Origin of the sequence: Thiocapsa sp. C2-2m (assembly GCF_041903745.1) — a bacterium.
GTDB classification, from domain to species: Bacteria; Pseudomonadota; Gammaproteobacteria; order Chromatiales; family Chromatiaceae; genus Thiocapsa; species Thiocapsa roseilacustris.
The window spans coordinates 18,754-39,454 of the sequence record NZ_JBBWVD010000017.1; the positions used below are offsets into that span (position 1 = coordinate 18,754).

At 64.5% G+C, this 20,701-nt stretch carries 12 protein-coding genes and 1 riboswitch; of the genes, 11 read left to right on the forward strand and 1 reads right to left on the reverse strand.

Annotated elements, in window-relative coordinates; genetic code table 11:
• The first annotated feature begins 7 nt into the window (after positions 1–7).
• The 7 genes from AADX97_RS14370 to AADX97_RS14400 all read left to right on the forward strand — a co-directional run bounded on the left by AADX97_RS14370 (position 8) and on the right by AADX97_RS14400 (position 12,260).
• Positions 8–745, forward strand: a complete 738-nt coding sequence (locus AADX97_RS14370) for an urea amidolyase associated protein UAAP1 (protein WP_374234016.1) — start codon at positions 8–10, stop codon at positions 743–745.
• A gap of 10 nt (positions 746–755) precedes the next feature.
• On the forward strand, positions 756–1,484 hold the full coding sequence (locus AADX97_RS14375; protein WP_374234017.1) for an urea amidolyase associated protein UAAP2: 729 nt from the start codon (positions 756–758) through the stop codon (positions 1,482–1,484).
• Between the two features lie 156 nt (positions 1,485–1,640).
• Positions 1,641–5,369 (forward strand): urea carboxylase, encoded by a 3,729-nt coding sequence (gene uca, locus AADX97_RS14380; protein WP_374234019.1) that lies wholly within the window; start codon positions 1,641–1,643, stop codon positions 5,367–5,369.
• On the forward strand, positions 5,366–7,231 hold the full coding sequence (gene atzF, locus AADX97_RS14385) for an allophanate hydrolase (RefSeq protein ID WP_374234020.1): 1,866 nt from the start codon (positions 5,366–5,368) through the stop codon (positions 7,229–7,231). The genes uca and atzF overlap by 4 nt, the downstream gene beginning before the upstream one ends.
• Before the next feature lie 574 nt (positions 7,232–7,805).
• Positions 7,806–10,580 carry a pyruvate, phosphate dikinase gene (ppdK, locus tag AADX97_RS14390; RefSeq protein ID WP_374234021.1) on the forward strand — a complete coding sequence of 925 codons (2,775 nt, stop codon included), beginning with the start codon at positions 7,806–7,808 and terminating at the stop codon, positions 10,578–10,580.
• 63 nt (positions 10,581–10,643) lie between these two features.
• The gene (locus AADX97_RS14395; protein WP_374234022.1) at positions 10,644–10,913 is read left to right on the forward strand and encodes a DUF29 family protein; all 270 of its coding nucleotides are present in this window, start codon (positions 10,644–10,646) and stop codon (positions 10,911–10,913) included.
• A gap of 375 nt (positions 10,914–11,288) precedes the next feature.
• Complete coding sequence (locus tag AADX97_RS14400) at positions 11,289–12,260, forward strand: calcium/sodium antiporter (RefSeq protein ID WP_374234024.1); 972 nt, start codon at positions 11,289–11,291, stop codon at positions 12,258–12,260.
• A gap of 209 nt (positions 12,261–12,469) precedes the next feature.
• On the opposite strand, the gene AADX97_RS14405 is transcribed toward AADX97_RS14400, so the two are convergent.
• Positions 12,470–15,343, reverse strand: coding sequence for a UvrD-helicase domain-containing protein (locus AADX97_RS14405; protein WP_374234025.1), 2,874 nt, complete (start codon positions 15,341–15,343; stop codon positions 12,470–12,472).
• A gap of 323 nt (positions 15,344–15,666) precedes the next feature.
• Here AADX97_RS14405 and AADX97_RS14410 point away from each other — a divergent pair, with 323 nt between their 5' ends.
• The 4 genes from AADX97_RS14410 (at position 15,667) to cobO (ending at position 20,568) form a co-directional block, all read left to right on the forward strand.
• Entirely contained in the window at positions 15,667–16,632 is a 966-nt protein-coding gene (locus tag AADX97_RS14410) for a calcium/sodium antiporter (protein WP_374234026.1), read from the forward strand.
• Between the two features lie 110 nt (positions 16,633–16,742).
• Positions 16,743–16,966, forward strand: a riboswitch (cobalamin riboswitch).
• A 218-nt stretch (positions 16,967–17,184) separates the two neighbouring features.
• Entirely contained in the window at positions 17,185–19,035 is a 1,851-nt protein-coding gene (gene btuB / locus AADX97_RS14415) for a TonB-dependent vitamin B12 receptor (RefSeq protein ID WP_374234027.1), read from the forward strand.
• A gap of 343 nt (positions 19,036–19,378) precedes the next feature.
• The gene (locus tag AADX97_RS14420) at positions 19,379–19,966 is read left to right on the forward strand and encodes a hypothetical protein (protein ID WP_374234028.1); all 588 of its coding nucleotides are present in this window, start codon (positions 19,379–19,381) and stop codon (positions 19,964–19,966) included.
• Positions 19,963–20,568 carry a cob(I)yrinic acid a,c-diamide adenosyltransferase gene (cobO, locus tag AADX97_RS14425; protein ID WP_374234030.1) on the forward strand — a complete coding sequence of 202 codons (606 nt, stop codon included), beginning with the start codon at positions 19,963–19,965 and terminating at the stop codon, positions 20,566–20,568. Before AADX97_RS14420 ends, cobO begins: the two co-directional genes overlap by 4 nt.
• The last annotated feature ends 133 nt before the right edge of the window (positions 20,569–20,701 follow it).

Here is a 20,701-nt window from a genome sequence, read left to right on the forward strand (position 1 = left end):
GACCACCATGACTACCGAGCCCTTAGACCCCGCGCGCATCGTCCACCGCGAGCTGCTGCCCGGTGCGCGTCACTGGTCCTTCATCATTCGCCGCGGTTTCGCGCTGCGACTGACCGATCGGCGGGGCGGGGCCAACTGCTCGGCGCTCTTCTACAACGCGCACGAGAAGATCGAGCGCTACAACATGGCCGATACGCTCAAGGCGCAGCACACCGCCTTCTTGACCGCGGGTCATGTCTGCTACTCCGACATGGGTCGGATCCTGGTCTCGATTACGGGTGATACCTGCGGCTGGCACGACACCTTCTGCGGGGTGAGCGATGCACGCCTGGTGCGCGAGCGCTTCGGCGTGGCCCGTTATCAAGAGGCGCGCAATGCCTTCCTGCGCAACGGCCGCGAGCTGTTTCTGATCGAGCTCGGCAAGTGGGGTCTCGGGCGTCGCGATCTGGTCGCCAACGTCAACTTCTTCAGCAAGGTTGCGGTCGACGAGGGCGGCGTCATGTGCTTCGAGACCGGTCACTCCAAGCCCGGCGATCATGTCGACCTGCGTGCCGAGATGGACACCTTGGTGGTGCTCAACAGCTGTCCGCATCCGCTCGACCCCACGACCAAGTGGTCGCCCAAGCCGGTCGATCTGACGATCTATCGCGCCGATCAGGCCGCCGAGGACGACCCCTGCCGAATCTCCTGTCCGGAGAACGGCCGCGGCTTCGCCAGTACTGCCATCTATCACTGTCAGCTCTGAGGGCACCGGCATGACGACCCAAATCCCGACCCAAATCCCGACCCAGATCCCGACCGAGCCTCCGACTCCGGACTTGGCCCATCCCGTCGCCGACTTCACGGCGAACCTGATCGAGAGCCGGCTCGATCCCTCCGACGCCGTCTACGATCACGAGATCCCGGCCGGCGAGCCCTGGCTGCATGAGCTGCGGGCCGGCCAGACTCTGCGCATCCTCGACCTCATGGGCAACCAGGCGGTGGACACCCTCTTCTACAACGCCCGTGACCCGGCCGAGCGCTACAGCGCCGTGGACACCATTCGCGCCCAAGGAAGCCTCTATCTGACGACCGGCTCGGTCCTGCTCTCCAACGACGGCAACCCGATGGCGACCATCGTCGCCGACACCTGCGGGCGGCACGACACCTTGGGCGGTGCCTGCGCCGCCGAGTCGAACCAAGTGCGCTATGCGCTGGAAAAGCGGCCGATGCACAACTGCCGCGACAACTATCTGATCGCTTTGGCCGAGTCTGCCTATGACATGGGCAAGCGCGACCTCACCGCCAACATTAACTTCTTCATGAACGTGCCGGTGACCCTGGAAGGTCGCCTGACCTTCGAGGACGGCATCTCGGACGCCGGCAAGTATGTGGAGCTGCGAGCCGAGATGGATCTGATCGTCCTGGTCTCGAACTGTCCGCAGCTCAACAATCCGTGCAATGCCTATAACCCGACGCCGGCGCGGATGCTCATCTGGGACTGATTGAGGTACCCGCAATCTGAGGTTCCTCTCACGGAGATACGGAGACACGAAGCTGATGACGAAAAGACCTCGGATTCTCCGTGCTCTCCGAGTCTCCGTGAGAGACATTCCGAGTTTCGATGCGGAACGACCCACGACCGTTTGGAAGCGCCGACGATGTTCGATAATGTCCTGATTGCCAACCGCGGCGCGATCGCCTGCCGCATCATCCGCACGCTCGACGCCTTGGGTATCGGGTCGGTGGCGGTCTATTCGCGCGCCGATGCCGGGGCGCGGCATGTGAGCCTGGCAGGCGAGGCGGTCTGTATCGGCGAGGCGTTGGCGGCCGAGTCCTATCTGGACATGGGTCGGATCCTGGACGCTGCCGAGGCGACCGGTGCGCAGGCCATCCATCCCGGCTACGGTTTCCTGTCCGAGAACGCGAGCTTCGCGGAGGTCTGCGAGCAGCGTGGTCTGGTCTTCCTCGGACCGACCCCGGCACAGTTGCGCGACTTCGGGCTGAAGCACCGTGCACGCGAGCTGGCCGCGGCCAACGCCGTGCCTCTGCTGCCCGGCAGCGGTCTGCTGGAGGACGCCGAGCTGGCGCGGCGCGAGGCGGACCGGATTGGCTACCCGGTGATGCTCAAAAGCACGGCGGGCGGCGGCGGGATCGGGATGCAGCAGTGCGCCGATGCCGACGAGCTGACCGATGCCTTCGAGCGGGTCCGTCGGCTCGGTCAGAGCAACTTCGCCGATGCCGGGATCTTCTTGGAGCGCTATGTCCGTGGGGCGCGGCATATCGAGGTGCAGATCTTCGGCGACGGGCTCGGCGGCGTCGTGGCGCTCGGCGAGCGCGATTGCTCGCTGCAGCGGCGCAATCAGAAGGTCGTCGAGGAGACCCCCGCGCCGAACCTCCCGCCCGAGCTGCGCGCCGCCATGCTGGAGACCGGACGCCGACTCGGTGCCGCGGTCGCCTATCGCTCGGCGGGGACGGTCGAATACATCTACGACCCCGAGCGCGGCGCCTTTTACTTTCTGGAAGTCAACACGCGTCTTCAGGTCGAGCACGGCGTCACGGAGGCGGCGACCGGTGTCGACCTGGTCGAGTGGATGGTGCGTCTGGGGGCGGGCAGTCTGCCGGATCTCGGCGGGCTGGCCGTCGAGCCGCGAGGTCATGCGATCCAGGTCCGTCTCTATGCGGAGGATCCGGGCAAGGGTTTTCAGCCGAGCGCGGGGCTCTTGACCCATGTTGCGCTGCCGTCGGATGTCCGCGTCGACACCTGGATCGAGACCGGCACCCAGGTCTCGCCCTACTATGATCCGCTACTCGTTAAGGTCATCGTCCATGCGGAGGATCGCCTCGCAGCGCTCGCGCGTTTGGGGCAGGTGCTGGAGCGGACCGAGATCGCCGGCATCGAGACCAATCTCGACTATCTGCGCCGGGTCATTCGCGATCCGGAGGTCGTGGCCGGCCGCCACCACACCGCGACACTGGCGGGCTTCGACTATCGGCCCGACACCATCGACGTCCTCGCCGCCGGCACCCAGACCACGGTGCAGGACTGGCCGGGGCGACTGGGCTACTGGGACGTCGGTATCCCCCCGTCGGGGCCGATGGACGATCTGGCGTTCCGGCTCGGCAACCGGCTGCTCGGCAACGCGCCCGACGTCGCCGGGCTGGAGCTGACGGTCACGGGGCCGACCCTGCGCTTCAATCGCGATGTGCTCGTCTGTCTGACCGGGGCCGAGATGGCGACGGAGATCGACGGACGTCCGCTGCCTTGGTGGCGTCCCGTCGCTGTGCGTGCGGGAGAGGTGCTGCGTCTCGGTGCGCTGGTCGGGTCCGGGGCGCGCGCCTATCTGACGGTGCGCGGCGGCCTGCAGGTGCCGACCTATCTCGGCAGTTGCGCCACCTTCACACTCGGCCGATTCGGCGGGCACGGCGGGCGTCCGTTGCAGGTCGGGGATGTACTGCATCTGGCGACCGATCCGGATCCGCTCGCCGAGCCGATCACGGACGGGAACGGCCCAAGCGTATCGTGCCTGGCAGAGCAGATCATCCCGCGCTACGGCGACACCTGGACCCTTCGCGTCATCTACGGCCCGCACGGTGCCCCCGAGTTCTTCACCGACGCGGACATCGCAACCCTCTTCGCAACCGACTGGGAGGTGCACTACAACTCGAGCCGCACCGGCGTGCGTCTGATCGGACCCAAGCCGACCTGGGCACGGCCCGACGGCGGCGAGGCCGGGCTGCATCCCTCCAACATCCACGACAACGCCTATGCCCTGGGGACGCTGGATTTCACCGGCGACATGCCCGTGATCCTGGGTCCGGACGGACCGAGTCTGGGCGGGTTCGTCTGTCCGGCGACGGTCATCTCGGCGGATCGCTGGTGTCTGGGGCAGCTTCGGCCGGGTGATCGGGTGCGTTTTGTGCCGGTCGATCAGGAGACGGCCAATGCGCTGGAGGCGGCCCGCGACGACATGATCCTCCGGCGTTCAGCACCGACCGCGGCGCCGCAGCTTGTAGGATGGGTACGCCCGACCGAAGGCGACGCACGGCTTGATGAGGGAGCGCGGGCTTTGCCCAGCCTACGACCGGCGCGGTTGGCCGACCCGCGCCTGCGTCGGATCGATCCGCCGGAGCATCCGGTCGGCGTGACCTACCGGGCCTCCGGCGACAAGGATCTGCTCGTCGAGTACGGCCCCCAGGTGCTGGACATCCGGCTGCGCTTCCGGGTGCATGCCCTGATGCTTTCGCTCCGCGACGAGCCGATCCCCGGTGTGCTGGAGCTCACCCCGGGCATTCGCTCCTTGCAGGTGCGCTACGACAGCCGTGCGCTGAAGCTCGATGCCCTGCTGGATCGACTCGTCGCGCGCGAGCAGGCGCTCGGGGACGTCGAGTCACTGTCGGTGCCGGCGCGCGTGGTGCATCTTCCCTTGTCCTGGGACGACTCGTCCACCCGGCTCGCGATCGAGAAGTACATGCAGTCGGTGCGACCGGACGCGCCCTGGTGTCCGAGCAACATCGAGTTTATCCGCCGCATCAATGGGCTCGACAGCATCGATGAGGTTCGGCGCATCCTCTTCGAGGCGAGCTATCTGGTGATGGGTCTGGGCGACGTCTATCTGGGCGCGCCGGTCGCCACGCCTCTGGATCCGAGGCATCGCTTGGTGACCACCAAATACAACCCGGCCCGCACCTGGACACCCGAGAACGCGGTCGGGATCGGCGGCTCCTATCTCTGTGTCTACGGCATGGAAGGACCGGGCGGATATCAGTTCGTCGGACGCACCCTCCAGATGTGGAACCGCTTCAAGCGCACCCCGGATTTCGAGCGGCCCTATCTGCTGCGCTTTTTCGACCAGATCCGCTTCTATCCGGTCTCCGAGCAGGAGCTGACCGAGCTGCGCGAGGCCTTTCCGCGCGGCGGCTTTCGGCTCGAGGTCGAGGAGACGCGGTTCAGCCTGGCCGAATACCAGGCGTTTCTCCACACGAACGCGGTGTCGATCACGGCCTTCAAGGCACGCCAACAGGCCGCCTTCGAGGCCGAGCGCGAGCGCTGGGCCGCGGCCGGTCAGCTCGAGGTTGATCAGGATGTCGGCGACGGTGCGTCCGGGCACATCGACGAGCAGGCTGAGTCGCTGCGGCTCGCGCCGGGCGAGCTGGCGATCGAGAGCCATGTCCACGGCAGTCTCTGGCAGCTCGAGGTCGAGGTCGGGCAGCAGGTCGAGCCCGGCCAAGTGCTGCTGGTTCTGGAGTCCATGAAGATGGAGATCGCGGTGCATGCCGACCGAAGCGGACGGGTCGCGCGCATCCTCTGTCGGAGCGGCGCTCAGGTGACACCCGGTCAGGCACTTTTGGTGTTGGATACCGCCGACCCAACGGAGAAGACAGCATGAGCCGAGCACCGCAGACGCCCCTGAATCTCTCGATCCGCCATCTCCGCGCCGCCTATCGCGAGGCCCGGCTCACGCCGGCAACGCTGGTGGAGCAGATCCGCACCCGGATCGCCGAGCACGCGGCAGACAACATCTGGATCCATGTCCTGTCCGACGCCGAGCTGGCGCTTTATCTGGCGCGGCTGTCCGAGGCCGATCCCGAGACACTCCCGCTCTACGGCATCCCCTTCGCGATCAAGGACAATATCGACCTCGCCGGCGTGCCGACCACCGCCGCGCTGCCGGAGTTTGCCTGGACCCCGGAGCGTTCAGCCACCGTCGTCGAGCGCCTGATCGCCGCCGGCGCGCTGCCCATCGGCAAGACCAATCTCGATCAGCTCGCAACCGGGCTGGTCGGCACCCGCTCGCCCTACGGCGTGGTGCCCAATGCCTTCGATCCGGCCTACATCGCCGGCGGCAGCAGCTCGGGCTCCGCCGCAGCGGTCGCGCACGGGCTCGTCAGCTTCGCCTTGGGAACGGACACCGCCGGCTCGGGGCGGGTCCCGGCGGCGCTCAACAACCTGGTCGGCATCAAACCGACCCGCGGTCTCGTCAGCACCCGCGGCGTGCTGCCGGCCTGCCGCACGCTCGATTGTGTCAGCCTCTTTACGTTGGATTTGGCCGACGCCGAGGTGCTGATGCCGATTGCCGCTCGCTTTGATGCCGAGGATCCATTCGCGCGACCTTCACCGTCGTCCGCGCGGCCGGCGCACAAATGGGCCGACGCGCCCTTTCGCTTCGGGGTACCCGCCGAGCTCGAGTGGTTCGGCGACACGGCGAGCGCCAGTCTCTTCGAGGCAACGACGAGACGCCTGAGCGCACTCGGCGGCGAGGCGGATACCATCGATTTCAAGCCCTTCGTCGAGGCGGCTCGTCTGCTCTACGAAGGTCCCTGGGTCGCGGAGCGTTACGCCGCGATCGAGGACTGGATGCGAACCCGCCCGGAGACGCTGCACCCGGTCACCCGCGCCATCATCGAGCCGGCGGCCGAGGCGCGCGCGGTCGACGCCTTCAAGGCCCAATACCGACTGGCCGAGATCAAGCGCAGAACGGACGCGTTCTGGCCCGATCTGGACTGCATCCTGACCCCGACGATCGCGACCCCCTATCGCATCGCGGAGGTCGTCGCCGACCCGATCCGGCTCAACAGCAATCTGGGCTATTATACGAACTTTATGAACCTGCTCGATCTGGCTGCCGTCGCCGTGCCCGCCGGGATGCGGCCCGACGGTCTGCCGTTCGGCGTCACCCTTTTCGGTCCGGCCCTCAGCGACGCGGTTCTGGCACGCCTGGCCGAGCGTATTCATCTGGATCCGAGCCAGAACGCTTGGCCGACCCAGGGCGCGACCGGGCACCCAGTGTCGGCGGTTTCCGGATGGGAACCAAGACCCGCCGATTCGGGTTCCGCAGAAATCCCGAAGGAGACCGACCCCGCAATGCTGCCACTGGTCGTCTGCGGCGCCCACCTCTCCGGACTCGCGCTCAATCACCAACTGATCGAGCGCGGTGCCCGACTCCTGTCCGCAACCAAGACCGCGCCACGCTATCGCCTCTACGCACTCCCCGGCGGTCCACCCGAGCGCCCCGGCCTGATCCGCGTCCCGACCGACGGTGTCGCCATCGAGGTCGAGATCTGGGCGCTTCCGCAGTCAACCGTCGGCAGCTTCCTCGCCGGCATCCCCGCGCCGCTCGGACTCGGCAGCGTCGAGCTGGACGACGACCGTTGGGAAAAGGGCTTCATCTGCGAGGGCTTCGCGGCGGAGGGTGCGCGAGACATCAGTGCACTCGGCGGGTGGCGGGCGTATCTGGCTGTCGGGGTTTAGGTCAGCGGTGAGCGTCCAACAGCCACCGCCGCGGTTGTAGGTTGTGCCGAGCCGTGCGAGGCACAACCAGCCGTCGGCCGACGTTGTGCTCCCTATCGTCAGCACAACCTACGCGGCTGATAGCTGATAGCTGATAGCTGATAGCTGATAGCTGAAGGCAGGAAGCAGCCGTCGGCGGACGTTGTGCTTCCTATCGTCAGCACAACCTACTCGGCCGATGGCTGAAGGCAGGAGGCAGTGAGCCGGCCCCGGCACCGCCGCACGAAATTCATCCCGACCGAACCGCGAAGCTCTGCGACAATAGGCGGATCGCCGCGGCAGGGGTCTGCGTGCGCTAAACCGCGTCCAGAGTGAAATGGGTCATTTTCATTTTGTGTTGGGCTCAAGGATTGTTCCGGGCTTTGTGGTGACGCGGTTCAAAAAGTTACTATTTTTAATACTTTAAATCGCGCCAGCTCCGACAGTTAGCGGATCTCGCGCGGCCAAGCCAATCCAACAGACGACGCATACCGCACCGGGCGCGGTTTAGTCCAGACAACCCGCAACAAAATGACGAGAGAGGTACATTCGAACAATGGCATCCCAAACCACCCAACAGGTGTTCGCATTCGAAGAGGGGGACGGCAAGGACAAGAGATTGCTCGGGGGCAAGGGCGCCAATCTCTGCGAGATGACCCAAATGGGGCTTAACGTCCCGCCTGGGTTCGTCATCTCCACTGCGGCCTGCCTGGAATATCTCGACTCGCCCGATCGCGCGCTGCCGCCCGGACTGATGGACGCGGTGCACGAGCAAATGCGTGCCGTCGAGAAGAAGACCGGCAAGGGCTTCGGCGATTCGGACAAGCCGTTGCTGGTCTCGGTGCGCTCGGGCTCCGCCATGTCCATGCCGGGCATGATGGACACTATTCTGAATCTGGGTCTGAACGAAGAGACGCTGCAGGGTGAAATCCGCGCAACCGGCGATGCGCGCTTCGGCTACGACGCCTATCGCCGCTTCATTCAGCTCTTCGGCAAGGTCGCGCTCGGGGTGCCGGATGCCGCCTTCGACCATGAGCTCGACGCGGTCAAGGAGGCGGCGCACGCCAAGCAGGACGTCGACCTGAGCGCCAGTGACCTAAAAGAGGTCAGCGAGCGTTTCCTGCGGGTCGTCGAGTCGCATACCGGCCACCCCTTCCCGTCCGATCCTTATCGGCAACTGGAGATCGCCATCAAGGCCGTTTTCAACAGTTGGGGCGGCAAGCGCGCGGTCGACTATCGCAGACAGTTCCACATCACGCCCGAGATGGCCAACGGCACCGCGGTCAACGTGGTGACCATGGTTTTCGGAAACCGCGGCGACGACTCGGCGACAGGTGTGGCCTTCACGCGCAACCCGGGCTCGGGCGAGAACAAGCTCTACGGCGAATATCTGGTCAACGCCCAGGGCGAGGACGTGGTCGCCGGGATCCGAACGCCCAAGCCGATCTCGCGCCTGCGCGTGGAGATGCCCGAGATGGCCGCTCAGCTCGACATCCTGCGCGAGAAGCTCGAGACCCACTACCGCGAGGTGCAGGACTTCGAGTTCACCATCGAGCGCGGTCAACTCTTCTGCCTGCAGACACGCAACGGCAAGATGAACGCGGTCGCCATGGTGCGCACCTCGGTGGAGATGGAGCGCGAGGGTCTGATCAACAAGGAAGAGGCGCTGCTGCGCATCCAGCCCGACTTGCTTGAGCAGATGCTCTTCCCGCGGCTGGATCCGACCGTCAAGGCCGAGTCGGTCGCACAGGGCCTGCCGGCATCGCCGGGCGCGGCCTCGGGCATTGCGGTCTTCGATGCCGATCGCGCCGAGCAATTCGGTCACGAGCTCGGCCAAAAGGTCATCCTGGTTCGCGAGGAGACTAAGCCCGAGGACATCCACGGCTTCTTCGCCGCCGAAGGCATCCTGACCTCGCGCGGCGGCAAGACCTCGCACGCCGCCGTGGTCGCACGCGGCATGGGTAAGCCCTGCGTCGCCGGCGCTGAAGGCATCAGTGTGGATGTGAACCGGCGAGAGGCGCGGGTCGGTTTGACCAGCTTCAAGGAAGGCGACGTCATCACCATCGACGGCACCTCGGGCAAGGTCTACCTCGGCGCCATCCCGACCGTGGAACCCGATTTCACGCCCGAGCTCGACGTCCTCCTCGGCTGGTCCGACGAGGTGGCCCGGCTCAAGGTCATGGCCAACGCGGACACGCCCGAGGACGCCCGGCGTGCGCGCAAGTACGGCGCGGTCGGCATCGGCCTGGCGCGCACCGAGCGCATGTTCAACGATGTGGAGCGTCTGCCGGTCGTCATCGAGATGATCGTCGCCGAGACGCCGGAGACGCGCCAAGCGGCACTCGACAAGCTGCTGCCCCTGCAGCGGAAGGACTTCCGCGATCTGTTCGAGGTGATGGCGCCAAATCCGGTCACCATTCGGTTGCTCGACCCGCCGATCCACGAGTTCCTGCCAGACGAGCATGTCCTGGAGCGCGAGCTGACGGACCTGCGCGGGCTCGCCCGTACGACCCGCGGCATGAGCGTGCTGGCTGGGGCCATGGGACTTTTGCACTCGCCCGACAACGTCCGGCACGATATCGAGTCGCTTCGCCGCATGGTGGATCCGGCGATCGTCGAGGATGCCATCGCCAAGAAGGAGGCGATGCTGCGCAAGGTCCGTGCGCTCTACGAGACCAACCCCATGCTGGGTCATCGCGGCGTGCGTCTCGGCATCACCTTCCCCGAGATCTACCAGATGCAGATCCGGGCGATCCTTGAAGCGGCGGCGGAATGCACCAAGGCGGGCATCGAGGTCCATCCCCAGATCAAGGTGCCGCAGGTCTGCACAGCGCAGGAGCTGAGGTTGGTCAAGTCGTTCGTCGACAGCATCCACGACGAAGTGACCGAGACCTACGGCCAGCCGGTGAACTTCAAGTTCGGCACCATGATCGAGGTGGTGCGGGCCTGCATGCGTGCCGAGTCGCTCGCCGAGGAGGCCGAGTTCTTCTCCTTTGGCACCAACGACCTGACGCAGGCGACCTTCTCCTTCTCGCGCGAGGATGCCGAGAACAAGTTCCTGCCGCTCTACAACCAGTCCGGCATCCTGCAGGACAACCCCTTCGAGGTGTTGGACGTAAAGGGTGTGGGCAAGCTGATGCAGTTGGCCGTGGACTGGGGCCGCTCGGTCAAGCCCAACCTGCATGTCGGCATCTGCGGCGAGCACGGCGGCCACCCGGCATCCATCGCCTTCTGCCATCAAGCCGGGTTGGACTATGTCAGCTGCTCGGGTCCACGCGTGCCGGTCGCCCGGCTCGCGGCGGCCCATGCGGCACTGAAGGCGACTCGATAGGGAAGGCGATCTGATGTTTGGCCAGGGATGGCCGTTCGATCCGGTGGAACAGGCGCTATCGATTTGTCGCACCTGCTGAAATGGCGGTTTCAGCCGGAGCGGCGTGGCGCGAGCTGGGAGACCACGATCCGGACGCAGCGCGCAGGGATCGAGCGACGCCTTCGTCGCACCCCAGGCCTGGCCCGATCGCTGGAGGACACCGACTGGTGGGCCGATGCCTGGGACGATGCACTGGACGCCGCCACCCGCGAGACCGGTATCGCCGATCTGCCGAGGACCTGTCCCTGGACCGTCGGCGAGGTGCTTGACGGCGATTGGTTGCCGAGCGGCTGAGGCACCTTATAGTCGTAAGGCGGGACAAATTATACCCTGGATGGCAGCTTACCTTTGTCCCGTAGGCTAATTGGGTGAGCCCGATGTTGTCGCTGAGTTTGTTTCACATGGAATCCTCACAATACTCCGCGCTGAGCATGCCGGACTATGCCACCGTCGCCAATCCACCGAGTTGTTCCGCGATTCTTACCCCCTTGAGGCGTCCCTGAAGGCCGCATCGGCCAGTTACGGATACTGATGCCGCCGGCCAGGGTCCGTTATTCAGCGGATGCCGGACCCTCCTCAGCTCCATGAGTCACATATACTGTCCCCGGAATCGCGTAGACTCCGCAGCCTGCCAAGTTCAACCCCTATCACGAGGCGTTTCGGCTCTTTATGGTTCTAGCTTCACTCTCCGTCGCCTTCGGTCTGGCGCTGCTGCTCTGGAGCGCCGATCGCTTCGTCGAAGGCTCCGCCGTGAGCGCCCGACATCTGGGCATGCCGCCCTTGCTGATCGGCATGGTGATCGTCGGCTTCGGAACCTCGGCCCCGGAGATGGTCGTCTCCGCCTTGGCGGCCATGCAGGGTAACCCCGGGCTCGCGCTCGGGAATGCCTACGGCTCGAACATCACCAATATCGCGCTGATCCTGGGCCTGACCGCGATCATCAGCCCCATCGCGGTTCATTCAAGCGTGCTCCGCAAGGAGCTTCCGATCCTCGCCGCAGTGACGGTCTTCGCCATCGTCATGCTTATGGACGGCGACTTGACTCGGATGGACGCCTGGGCCTTCCTGGGCGTGTTCGCGGCACTGATGGTCTGGACCATTCGCGAGGGTCTGAGGCATCGCTCCGATCCCTTTGCCGGCGAGATGACACAGGAGCTCGATGCGGCCGAGATGCCCTTGCGCCGTGCGCTGTTGTGGGTGGTCATCGGTCTGGTCTTGCTGATCATCAGCTCGCGACTCTTGGTCTGGGGTGCGGTCGAGATCGCGCATGCACTGGGTGTGAGCGACCTCATTATCGGTTTGACGATCGTCGCTGTGGGAACCTCGCTGCCCGAGCTCGCCTCCTCGATCATCGCCGCGCGCAAGGGTGAGCACGACATTGCCCTGGGCAACATCATCGGGTCAAATCTGTTCAATACGCTTGCGGTGGTCGGGATCGCGGGGGCGATCCATCCGATGGTCGTGCCCCCTGAGGTCGTCTCGCGCGACATGATGGTGATGGGCCTGCTGACACTGTCCTTGTTCGTGATCGGCTACGGGTTCCGCGGACCGGGTCGAATCAATCGCATCGAGGGAGTGCTGCTCCTGGCCTGCTATGTCGGCTACACCTCCTTCCTGATCAGCACCCTGTTCAAACCGTAAGGGCCGTCGGTTGTGCCGAGTCGTGCGAGGCACGACCAACCGCTGGCGGAAGTTGTGCTTCCTATCGTCGGCCCAACCTACGGGAATGGAATTTTCCGGAAATTGCCTGAAGGGCCAACCGCCGTTTCCAGGCTCAGCGCATCATCCCGAGGGAGGATTTGGCGACACCGGTCGGACTTTCCCCCCGCGATTAGCCCGCATGGATGGCTTCAAAAGCGGACGGGCCGTTCGTCCGTCCGGCCCTCGCTCATTGTTTTCAGTTGCTCGCAGAGCATGGTGACCGCGCGCTCGGCCTCGGCATTCGGGTCCCAGACATGCTGACCCCAGCGGATGGGATCACGCAGTTGCGCACCTAAACGCTGCGGAGCGAGGACCTCGTAGATCTTCCGCCATTCGCCCTCGACCCGGAGCGCGAGCTGCGGATTGATGATGTACTGGCCGCGACGCCAGCGCGCGAAGAGTTTTCGATTGTAGGGGGCGTCGCGGTCGCGTTCGTTCTTCGACAAGATCGAGGAGATGTAGGAGCGTTTCTTGCGCTTCGCCGGGACGACGGACTCCGGGAAGTGCGCAAGCAGCTCGGCGAAGTCGACGGCCGACAACAGGTCACCGCGCCGGACCCAATTCTCACCGAGGCGCTGATAGAACAGCACCATGGCGATGCAGAGCATCAGGTACTCCATCAGTCGTTGATCGAGTTTGACCAGGCGTCCGTCGATCTGGATATCCAGTGCGGGCGGGGCTAGGCGCTCGAACACGGCGGGTAGCTTGGTGCGGGCGAAGCGTTCGTCGGCGCAGGCCCGATCCAGCGCGATCTGGAAGGCGTTGAGTCCGTTGGCGTCGACGAGGCCGGTGTCCGCGTCCCGTTCAAGCAGCAGCGCGGCGAGCTCGGCATTGCCCATGCGACTGGCGATCATGAGCGATGTCTGTCCGAAGACATTGCGGAAATCGACCCCGTATCGGTCGACCAATCGCAACACCGCATCCGGCTGCTTGAGACTGTAGGGTAGGTAGTGGCCCTTCTCCAGCACGGGCAGCGCCTTGTCGGGGTGCTTCGCCGCTTTAACACCCTTTTGGATCAGGGCATTGAGCAGGCGTTGATCATGATAGACGAGGGCGTATTCCATCAGCGCGATGCCTCCCTTCTTGTCGCCGCGCTCCAGCGCATTGGTCTTGAGGTCGGCCAGGGCGTCCCCGCTCAGCATGGTCCAGGGGACGGCGCGTTGCTTGAGGATCTGCTCGCGGATCTCGGCGGCCTGCTCCTCTTTGCCCTGAAGCTCGAGGCGGTGCGCCTCGCGACGCCATTCGTCCAGCGTCGAGCGCTGCTCCTCGACGTCTTCCACGCCCTCGTGCACATGGGTCAGGCCGAGCAAGTCAAGCAGCGGCTGTTTGGGGCGCGGCTCGATCAGGTAGAGGTTCTTCACCGCGCGCGTCACGGCGACGTACAGGGCGTTGATGTAGAACTTGAAGACCTCGAGTGATTTGTCACCCTTATCGCGGCCACGTGCATAGCGCAGCTCGCCCTGCAGGTCGGACTCGTCGAGCCCCGTGGCGATGTCGCGAAAACGTTTCTCCTCGCCCGAGATGAATCCGTACAGGAGGACGTTCTCGTATTCCAGCCCCTTGGCCTCGTGGATCGAGAAGACCAAGGGGGTCCGAAAGAACCGGCGCACCTCGGCCTTCTGCTCCGGATGCAGCACCAGGATGGCGAAGCGCGCCGAGGCGGCGGTGCGCCGATCCAGGTCGTGCTTCACCTGATCGCTGTCCTGCAACAGGCCGACCCGGCCCCGCGTCGGGCCGCGGCTGCGTACCAGATAGTTGCTCTCCCGGTCGACCGAGCCGAAGCGCGCATGCTTGATGTGCAGCAGCCGATTGGCGATCTCGGTGACCTGCGGGGAGTTGCGGAAATTGGTGTTGAGGATACGGATCAGGTCGGCGCCGGGATCGGCCTGTTTGTCGGCCTGTTTTCCGTCGCCCTGCTGATGCCAGAACAGGCTCTTCACCTTGGACCAGGAGAAGAAGTTCGGATGCACGATCTGATTTGAATCGCCGCACAGCAGGAACCGGCGCGGGTCGCGCAACGCGCGTAGGATCAGCAGGAGCTGAACGTTGGTGAGATCCTGAACCTCGTCGACCACGACGAAGTCGTAACGCGGTTCAACGCGGGACAGCCAGGCATGGCTCACCAGGTTGGGGTCGAACCATCCCTGCTCGTCGAGGAAACGCCGATACTTGTCGAACAGCTCGTAGACGTCGGCACGATCCTCGGGCGCGAAGATCGATTGCTTGATCCCGAGGGACAGATACGCATCCCGGCTCAGATAGGCAAGCTCCGGGTCGGTCCCGGTGATCGCGCCTTGAAACTCCTCGAAGACGCGATGGGTATCCTTCAGCGCCTTCGGCAGACGTTGCCGGGCGGCCCAGGCGTCAAAGGCGCGCGGGGTGATCTCCTTGCCCTCCGGGACATGGACGCTCTCCAGATACTCGCGAAACGACAGCAGATCCACCGACTGCTCGTCGTTCTCCCAGCCGTTGGCGTAGTAGAGCGCACGCGCGTTCTGCACGAGAAAGGGCGAGCGGGTGACATAGAGGATGTCGCCGCGCACGTCCTTCATCTTCTCCAGAGTCAGCGCGGTCTTGCCGCTCCCGGCCGAGCCGATGATGACCAGCGGGGGCGGCAGGCGGTAGATCTGCTCCTGCTCGTCGTCGAAAGACAGCACCTTGTCGAGCAGATGAAAGCGGTGCAGGTGCGGATTCAGGTAGGGCAGCTCCGGTGCCTCGTCCGCAAACTGCGGCCCCGCATCCGGGATGCGCTCCTCGTCGATCGCCACACCGCGGGCGAGAAAGCGCGACTTCTCGTAGGCGTGCTGGTGGATGTATTCCAGGATCAGCGCGCAGCGTTCGCCCTGGTGACGGTAGAGCGCGAACAACAGCCGATTGCTGCGGTCGAGGCGAGCGCGATAGAGGTTGTCGCCGATCTTTTTGACGTCAGCCGAGCGGAAGTCATCCGCTGCGAGATGCGCGGCGAGCTTCTCGTAACCCGGGATGGTCGAGGTGTCGAGACCGCGGTAGGTGAGGATTCTCATCGGTATCGGGGATGGGGGATCGGTGATGGGTGTTACGGGGTCGTCGGACGTTGGGAGACGCAACATGCTAACGCAGATGCGGGGGCATGTCGGTCGAGGGAACCGAAAGATCCCGTGCGCGCTTTGGGATGTGCAGGCGCTGCGCATGAATGACGGTCTTGGCGGTCGCAGGCAGAGTTTGACTAAGGACTCCAGGTGAAACCCTAAGCGGTTTGGAGCCCGCCCCCTCTTTCGGCTGCCCGAGGCTGCGTCCGAGACGATCGGTGCTGATAGAATGCGGTCCCCTTCAATCCGGGTTCTCGCGACGAGGCGTCCCGATCTCTATGGCTCTGCCGATACTTGCTGTCATCTTTGGTTTGGCCCTGCTGGTTTGGAGCGCCGATCGCTTCGTCGACGGGGCTGCCGCGACTGCCCGCCACTTGGGCATGCCGCCGCTCTTGATCGGCATGGTCATCATCGGCTTCGGTACCTCGGCGCCCGAGATGGTGGTTTCCGCCATCTCGGCGTCTCAGGGGAATCCGGGGCTGGCGTTGGGCAATGCCTACGGATCGAACATCACGAATATTGCCCTGATTCTGGGTCTGACGGCGCTGATCAGCCCGATCGCGGTGCATTCGAGCGTCTTGCGCAAGGAGCTGCCGATCCTGACGGCCGTGACCGTCTTCGCCATCGTTATGCTCTGGGACGGTGAGCTGACACGCATGGACGCCTGGTCTTTTCTGATCGTCTTTGCGGTTCTGATGGGTTGGTCGATCCGAGAGGGCCTGCGTCAGCGCTCCGATGCGCTGGCCGGAGAGGTGGTCGAGTCGCTCGATGCCCATCCCATACCGCTGCCCCGCGCCTTGACCTGGTTGGCCGTCGGGCTGGTGTTCCTGATCATCAGCTCGCGCATCCTGGTCTGGGGAGCGGTCGAGATTGCCCACGGGTTGGGTGTGAGCGATCTCGTCATCGGTCTGACCATCGTGGCGATCGGGACCTCGTTGCCCGAGCTGGCCTCATCGCTTATCGCCGTTCGCAAGGGCGAGCACGACTTGGCGGTGGGGAACGTGATCGGCTCCAACCTCTTCAATACCTTGGCGGTTGTCGGTATCGCGGGAGCCATCCATCCAATGACGTTGCCGCCGGAGGTGCTCTCGCGAGACATGATGATCATGGGCGCCTTGACCCTGTCATTGTTCGTAATCGGCTACGGATTCCGTGGTCCGGGCCGGATCAATCGGCTCGAGGGGCTGCTGCTGTTCGGCTGTTTCGTCGCCTATACGTCCTATCTGATCAGCACCATCTTCTGATCGGCACCATCCCCGGTCGCTGGACTGCGTTAGCATCTATTGATCCAGGTCAGAGAACGGGCTCGGACAAGTGGCGCGCGGATTGACGTGTCGATCGAGAAAACCTTAGGCTCGGTAGCTGATCTTTCGGTGCCTCGAGGCATTCTTCCCTCGAGGTTAAACGGGAAGTCGGTGCGCGGACCCTTCGGGTGCCGCAACGCCGACGCTGCCCCCGCAACGGTAGACGAGTCAAGACGCGGCGAAATGCCACTGTGAGTCATCACGGGAAGGCGCCGCGTCCGGGGTCCGACCCCGCTCGTAAGCCCGGAGACCGGCCGGATGATCGAGGACCGTTTCGATGTGTCTCGCGTGCGTACGAGGGCCGGCCTGTCTTCGGCCCTCGTCGTCTTCGAGCAATTGAATGGAGCCTCGAACCGGGGTCGCGCGGGGCGACCGGCCGGGATGCCGGCCCCGTCGTTTGCCTGCGGCTCCGCTCTCGTCCGTTCGTCATCTCTCGACCCATTCTTCTGCTGGCCCATGCGGGTGCGCTCGGGCCTTTGTTGGAGTTTGTCGATGAGATTTCCTCTTATGGCGGCGGTCGTGTCGCTGTCGCTCGGCCTGCCTGTGTACGCGGACACGCAGACCCTGATTCTTGATCCACTTGTGGTGACTGCAACGCGAACGCCCGAGTCCGAAGATCGAACCCTGGCCTCCGTCAGCGTCATCGATCGCGAGGAGATCGAGCGTCGTCAGTTTCGCTCGGTTCCGGATGCGCTGCGGGGCCTCCCCGGCGTCTCGATTTCGGGCAGCGGCGGGGCGGGTCAGCCCGCGTCGATCTTTCTGCGCGGGACCAATGCCGGCCATGTGCTGGTCCTGATCGACGGCGTGAAAGTGGGTTCGGCGACCCTCGGGAACGCTCCGTTGCAGGATTTGCCGATCGCTCAGATCGAGCGTATCGAGGTCGTGCGTGGACCGCGCTCAAGTCTCTACGGCTCCGAGGCGATCGGCGGCGTGATCCAGATCTTCACGCGCCGCGGCGGCGGAGATCTGCGACCGCGCTTCAGCGTCGGTGCGGGGAGCTTCGATACCGCGAGCATCGCGGGCGGCATCTCGGGCGGCGGCGAGCGTGGCTGGTTCGACCTCGGTGCCAACATGGAGCAGACCGACGGGATCAACGCCTGCGACGGCCGCGCCTTCCCCTTCGCCGGCTGCGGCGTGGACGAGCCGGATCGCGACGGCTACCGCAACCTGGGCGTGAGTGCGCGTGCCGGTTATGAATTCAGCGACAGGGCCGCGGTCGACTTCAGTCTCCTGACCTCCGAAAACCGAACCGATTTCGACGGCTCCATCTTTTCGGGGAACCTCTCGCGCTCCGATCAGCAGGTCTTCGGTGTGGAAGGCACCTTGCGTCCACTCGATCCCTGGACATTGATCCTTTCGGCCGGTCGGAGTCAGGACAGCTATCGGGCGTTCTATGCGGACGCCTTCGTCCCGGAGCGCTTCGTCGACAGCTTCGAGACCGAGCGCGACAGCTTCGGGATCCAGAACGATCTCGCCTTGATCCCGGATCAACTCTTCACCTTGGGTCTGGACTACCAGGTCGACCGGATCTCGGGCACGGTGGACTACAGGGACGACTCGCGCAGCAACACGGGCGTCTACGGACAGTATCTCGGCTCCATCGGCGCGAACGAGCTTGCGGCCAGCCTCCGATACGACGACTACCAGCAGTTCGGTGGACAGACCACCGGCAACCTTGCTTGGGGCTATCTCTTCGATCGGGGGATTCGCGTGTCGCTCTCTTACGGTACCGCCTTCAAGGCGCCGACCTTCAACGACCTCTACTATCCCGGCTTCGGCAACCCGAATCTGTCCCCCGAGGAGTCAGCCAGTGTCGAGCTGGGTTTGACCGGAACGCTCCCGCTCGGTCGCTGGGAGCTGAGTCTCTACGAGACCGACATCGACGACTTGATCACCTTCGATGCGGTCACCCTCGCTCCGGCCAACATCGCCTCGGCCCGTATCCGCGGGTTCGAGGCGTCCGGGATCGTCCGAATCCAGGAGTGGGATCTCGGCGCGAGTCTCACCCTATTGGATCCTGAAAATCGCTCGGACGGCCCGAATCAGGGTAATCTGTTGCCGCGACGACCCGAGCAGATGCTCCAGCTCGACCTCGATCGTCAGTTCGAGCGCTGGTCGGCTGGTCTTAGTCTCTATCTCGCCGGGCGGAGCTTCGACGACCTGGCCAACAACGAGCGTCTGGACGGCTACACCCTGCTGGGTCTGCGTGCCGAGTATGCCCTCACACCCGCGGTGCGGATTCAGGGGCGACTGGAGAACGCACTCGACGAGGACTACCAGACCGCGTATCTGTTCAACCAGCCGGGGAGGGCGTTTTACCTGACCTTGAGATATGAGCCTTGAGATTGCCGTTAGCTGTTAGCCGTTAGCCGTCAGCCGTCAGCCGTCAGCCGTCAGCTATCAGCTATCAGCTATCAGCTATCAGCTATCAGCCATCGGCCATCAGCGATCGGCCATTCGAGGGCAGGCAATTGTCGTCGCTCCCGTCCGGCTTCTCGGCCGGTGGCGTCCAAACCGAAAACAGGAACAGACATCGGAGCTGAAGGCTGATAGCTGATAGCTGATAGCTGATACCCCCCCCAACCCAACCGCTTTCGCCCCCCCGTGCGACCACCTACAATGACCGCACGGGACCAAAGCAACACCACATCGTCGCCCCGGCGACGCGACCAGGAGACTCGAACTCATGACCCTTATTACCGATTCTCGTAGCCGTATCCTGATCGGCCTTGCCTTGGCCGGGCTCATGGCGGCGACCCGCGGCCAGCAGTTCGCCCCGCTGGCGCATCATCTTCCGGATGCCTCGTTGGCCGTCTTCTTCTTGGCTGGTTTATACCTGCGCTCGATTTGGGGCTTCCCGGCCCTGTTCGGTTTGGCGACCTTCATCGATCTAACCGCCATCGGCTGGGGCGGCGTCAGCGGCTACTGCATGACCCCGGCCTATTGGATGTTGGTTCCGGCCTATGGCGTGGTCTGGGGGATGGGGCGCTGGTCCGCCGGTCGTCTTGAGTTGACGAAGGGAAGCCTGCCCGTGCTCTTCGGCGCGCTGCTCGTCGGCGGTGTCCTGTCCGAGGTCTTCGCCAGCGGCGGCTTCTATCTCTTCTCCGGTCGCTTTGCCGATCTGAGCGCGCTTGAGCTGCTCGGACGCTTCGCGACCTACATGCCCGCGACCCTGCTGCACCTGATGGTCTATGTCAGCCTGGCGGCGGTCGTTCATCTGACACTCGCGCGCGCCGTCTCCGGTGCTCGCTCCGAGCGTGCACGTCCGCAATGACCGACGAGAGCGCACAGGATCGCCATCGCCGGCGCATGCAGCGCCAGAAGGAGCTGGTGGATGCCCGCATCGCCCGGGCCGACCAGGACTGCGGTGTCCTGGTCGTCAACACCGGCAACGGCAAGGGCAAGAGCTCCTCGGCCTTCGGGATGGTCGCCCGTGCGATGGGCCACGGTATGAAGGTCGCCGTGGTCCAGTTCATCAAGGGTAGTTTTGCGACCGGGGAGGAGGCCTTCTTCAGGCGCTTCCCGGAGCTTGAGTATCACGTGATGGGCGAGGGCTTTACCTGGGAGACGCAGGATGCCGAGGCGGATCGGCGCGCGGCGACGGCGGCTTGGGAGAAGGCCGCCGCTTTTCTTGCCGATCCGGCCTTCGGCATGGTGGTGATGGACGAGCTCAACATCGCGCTCAAGCTCCGCCTGGTCCCGCTCGATGCGGTTCTCGATGCCCTGCAGAACCGTCCCATCCATCAGCATGCGGTCGTGACCGGTCGTGCGGCGCCCGCGGAGCTGATCGAGATCGCCGACACAGTCACCGAGATGCGCCCGCTCAAGCATGCCTTCGATGCCGGCATCATGGCGCAGAAAGGGGTCGAGCTCTAAACCGCGTCCAGAGCGACATGCGTCGTTTTCGTTGTTCGTTGACCTTCGGAGATCTCCTTGATCCCAGTGAGACGCGGTTTAGAATTTAAGATGTTTAATCCTTTAAACCGCGCCGGCTCCGACAGTCGTCGGA

Excerpts from the sequence above, each read along its gene's own strand:
- cobO (WP_374234030.1), top strand. The coding sequence starts at position 19,963 with ATGACCGACGAGAGCGCACAGGATCGCCATCGCCGGCGCATGCAGCGC.
- btuB (WP_374234027.1), top strand. The coding sequence starts at position 17,185 with ATGAGATTTCCTCTTATGGCGGCGGTCGTGTCGCTGTCGCTCGGCCTG.
- ppdK (WP_374234021.1), top strand. The coding sequence starts at position 7,806 with ATGGCATCCCAAACCACCCAACAGGTGTTCGCATTCGAAGAGGGGGAC.
- atzF (WP_374234020.1), top strand. The coding sequence starts at position 5,366 with ATGAGCCGAGCACCGCAGACGCCCCTGAATCTCTCGATCCGCCATCTC.
- AADX97_RS14375 (WP_374234017.1), top strand. The coding sequence starts at position 756 with ATGACGACCCAAATCCCGACCCAAATCCCGACCCAGATCCCGACCGAG.
- AADX97_RS14410 (WP_374234026.1), top strand. The coding sequence starts at position 15,667 with ATGGCTCTGCCGATACTTGCTGTCATCTTTGGTTTGGCCCTGCTGGTT.
- AADX97_RS14400 (WP_374234024.1), top strand. The coding sequence starts at position 11,289 with ATGGTTCTAGCTTCACTCTCCGTCGCCTTCGGTCTGGCGCTGCTGCTC.
- AADX97_RS14370 (WP_374234016.1), top strand. The coding sequence starts at position 8 with ATGACTACCGAGCCCTTAGACCCCGCGCGCATCGTCCACCGCGAGCTG.
- uca (WP_374234019.1), top strand. The coding sequence starts at position 1,641 with ATGTTCGATAATGTCCTGATTGCCAACCGCGGCGCGATCGCCTGCCGC.
- AADX97_RS14420 (WP_374234028.1), top strand. The coding sequence starts at position 19,379 with ATGACCCTTATTACCGATTCTCGTAGCCGTATCCTGATCGGCCTTGCC.
- AADX97_RS14405 (WP_374234025.1), bottom strand. The coding sequence starts at position 15,343 with ATGAGAATCCTCACCTACCGCGGTCTCGACACCTCGACCATCCCGGGT.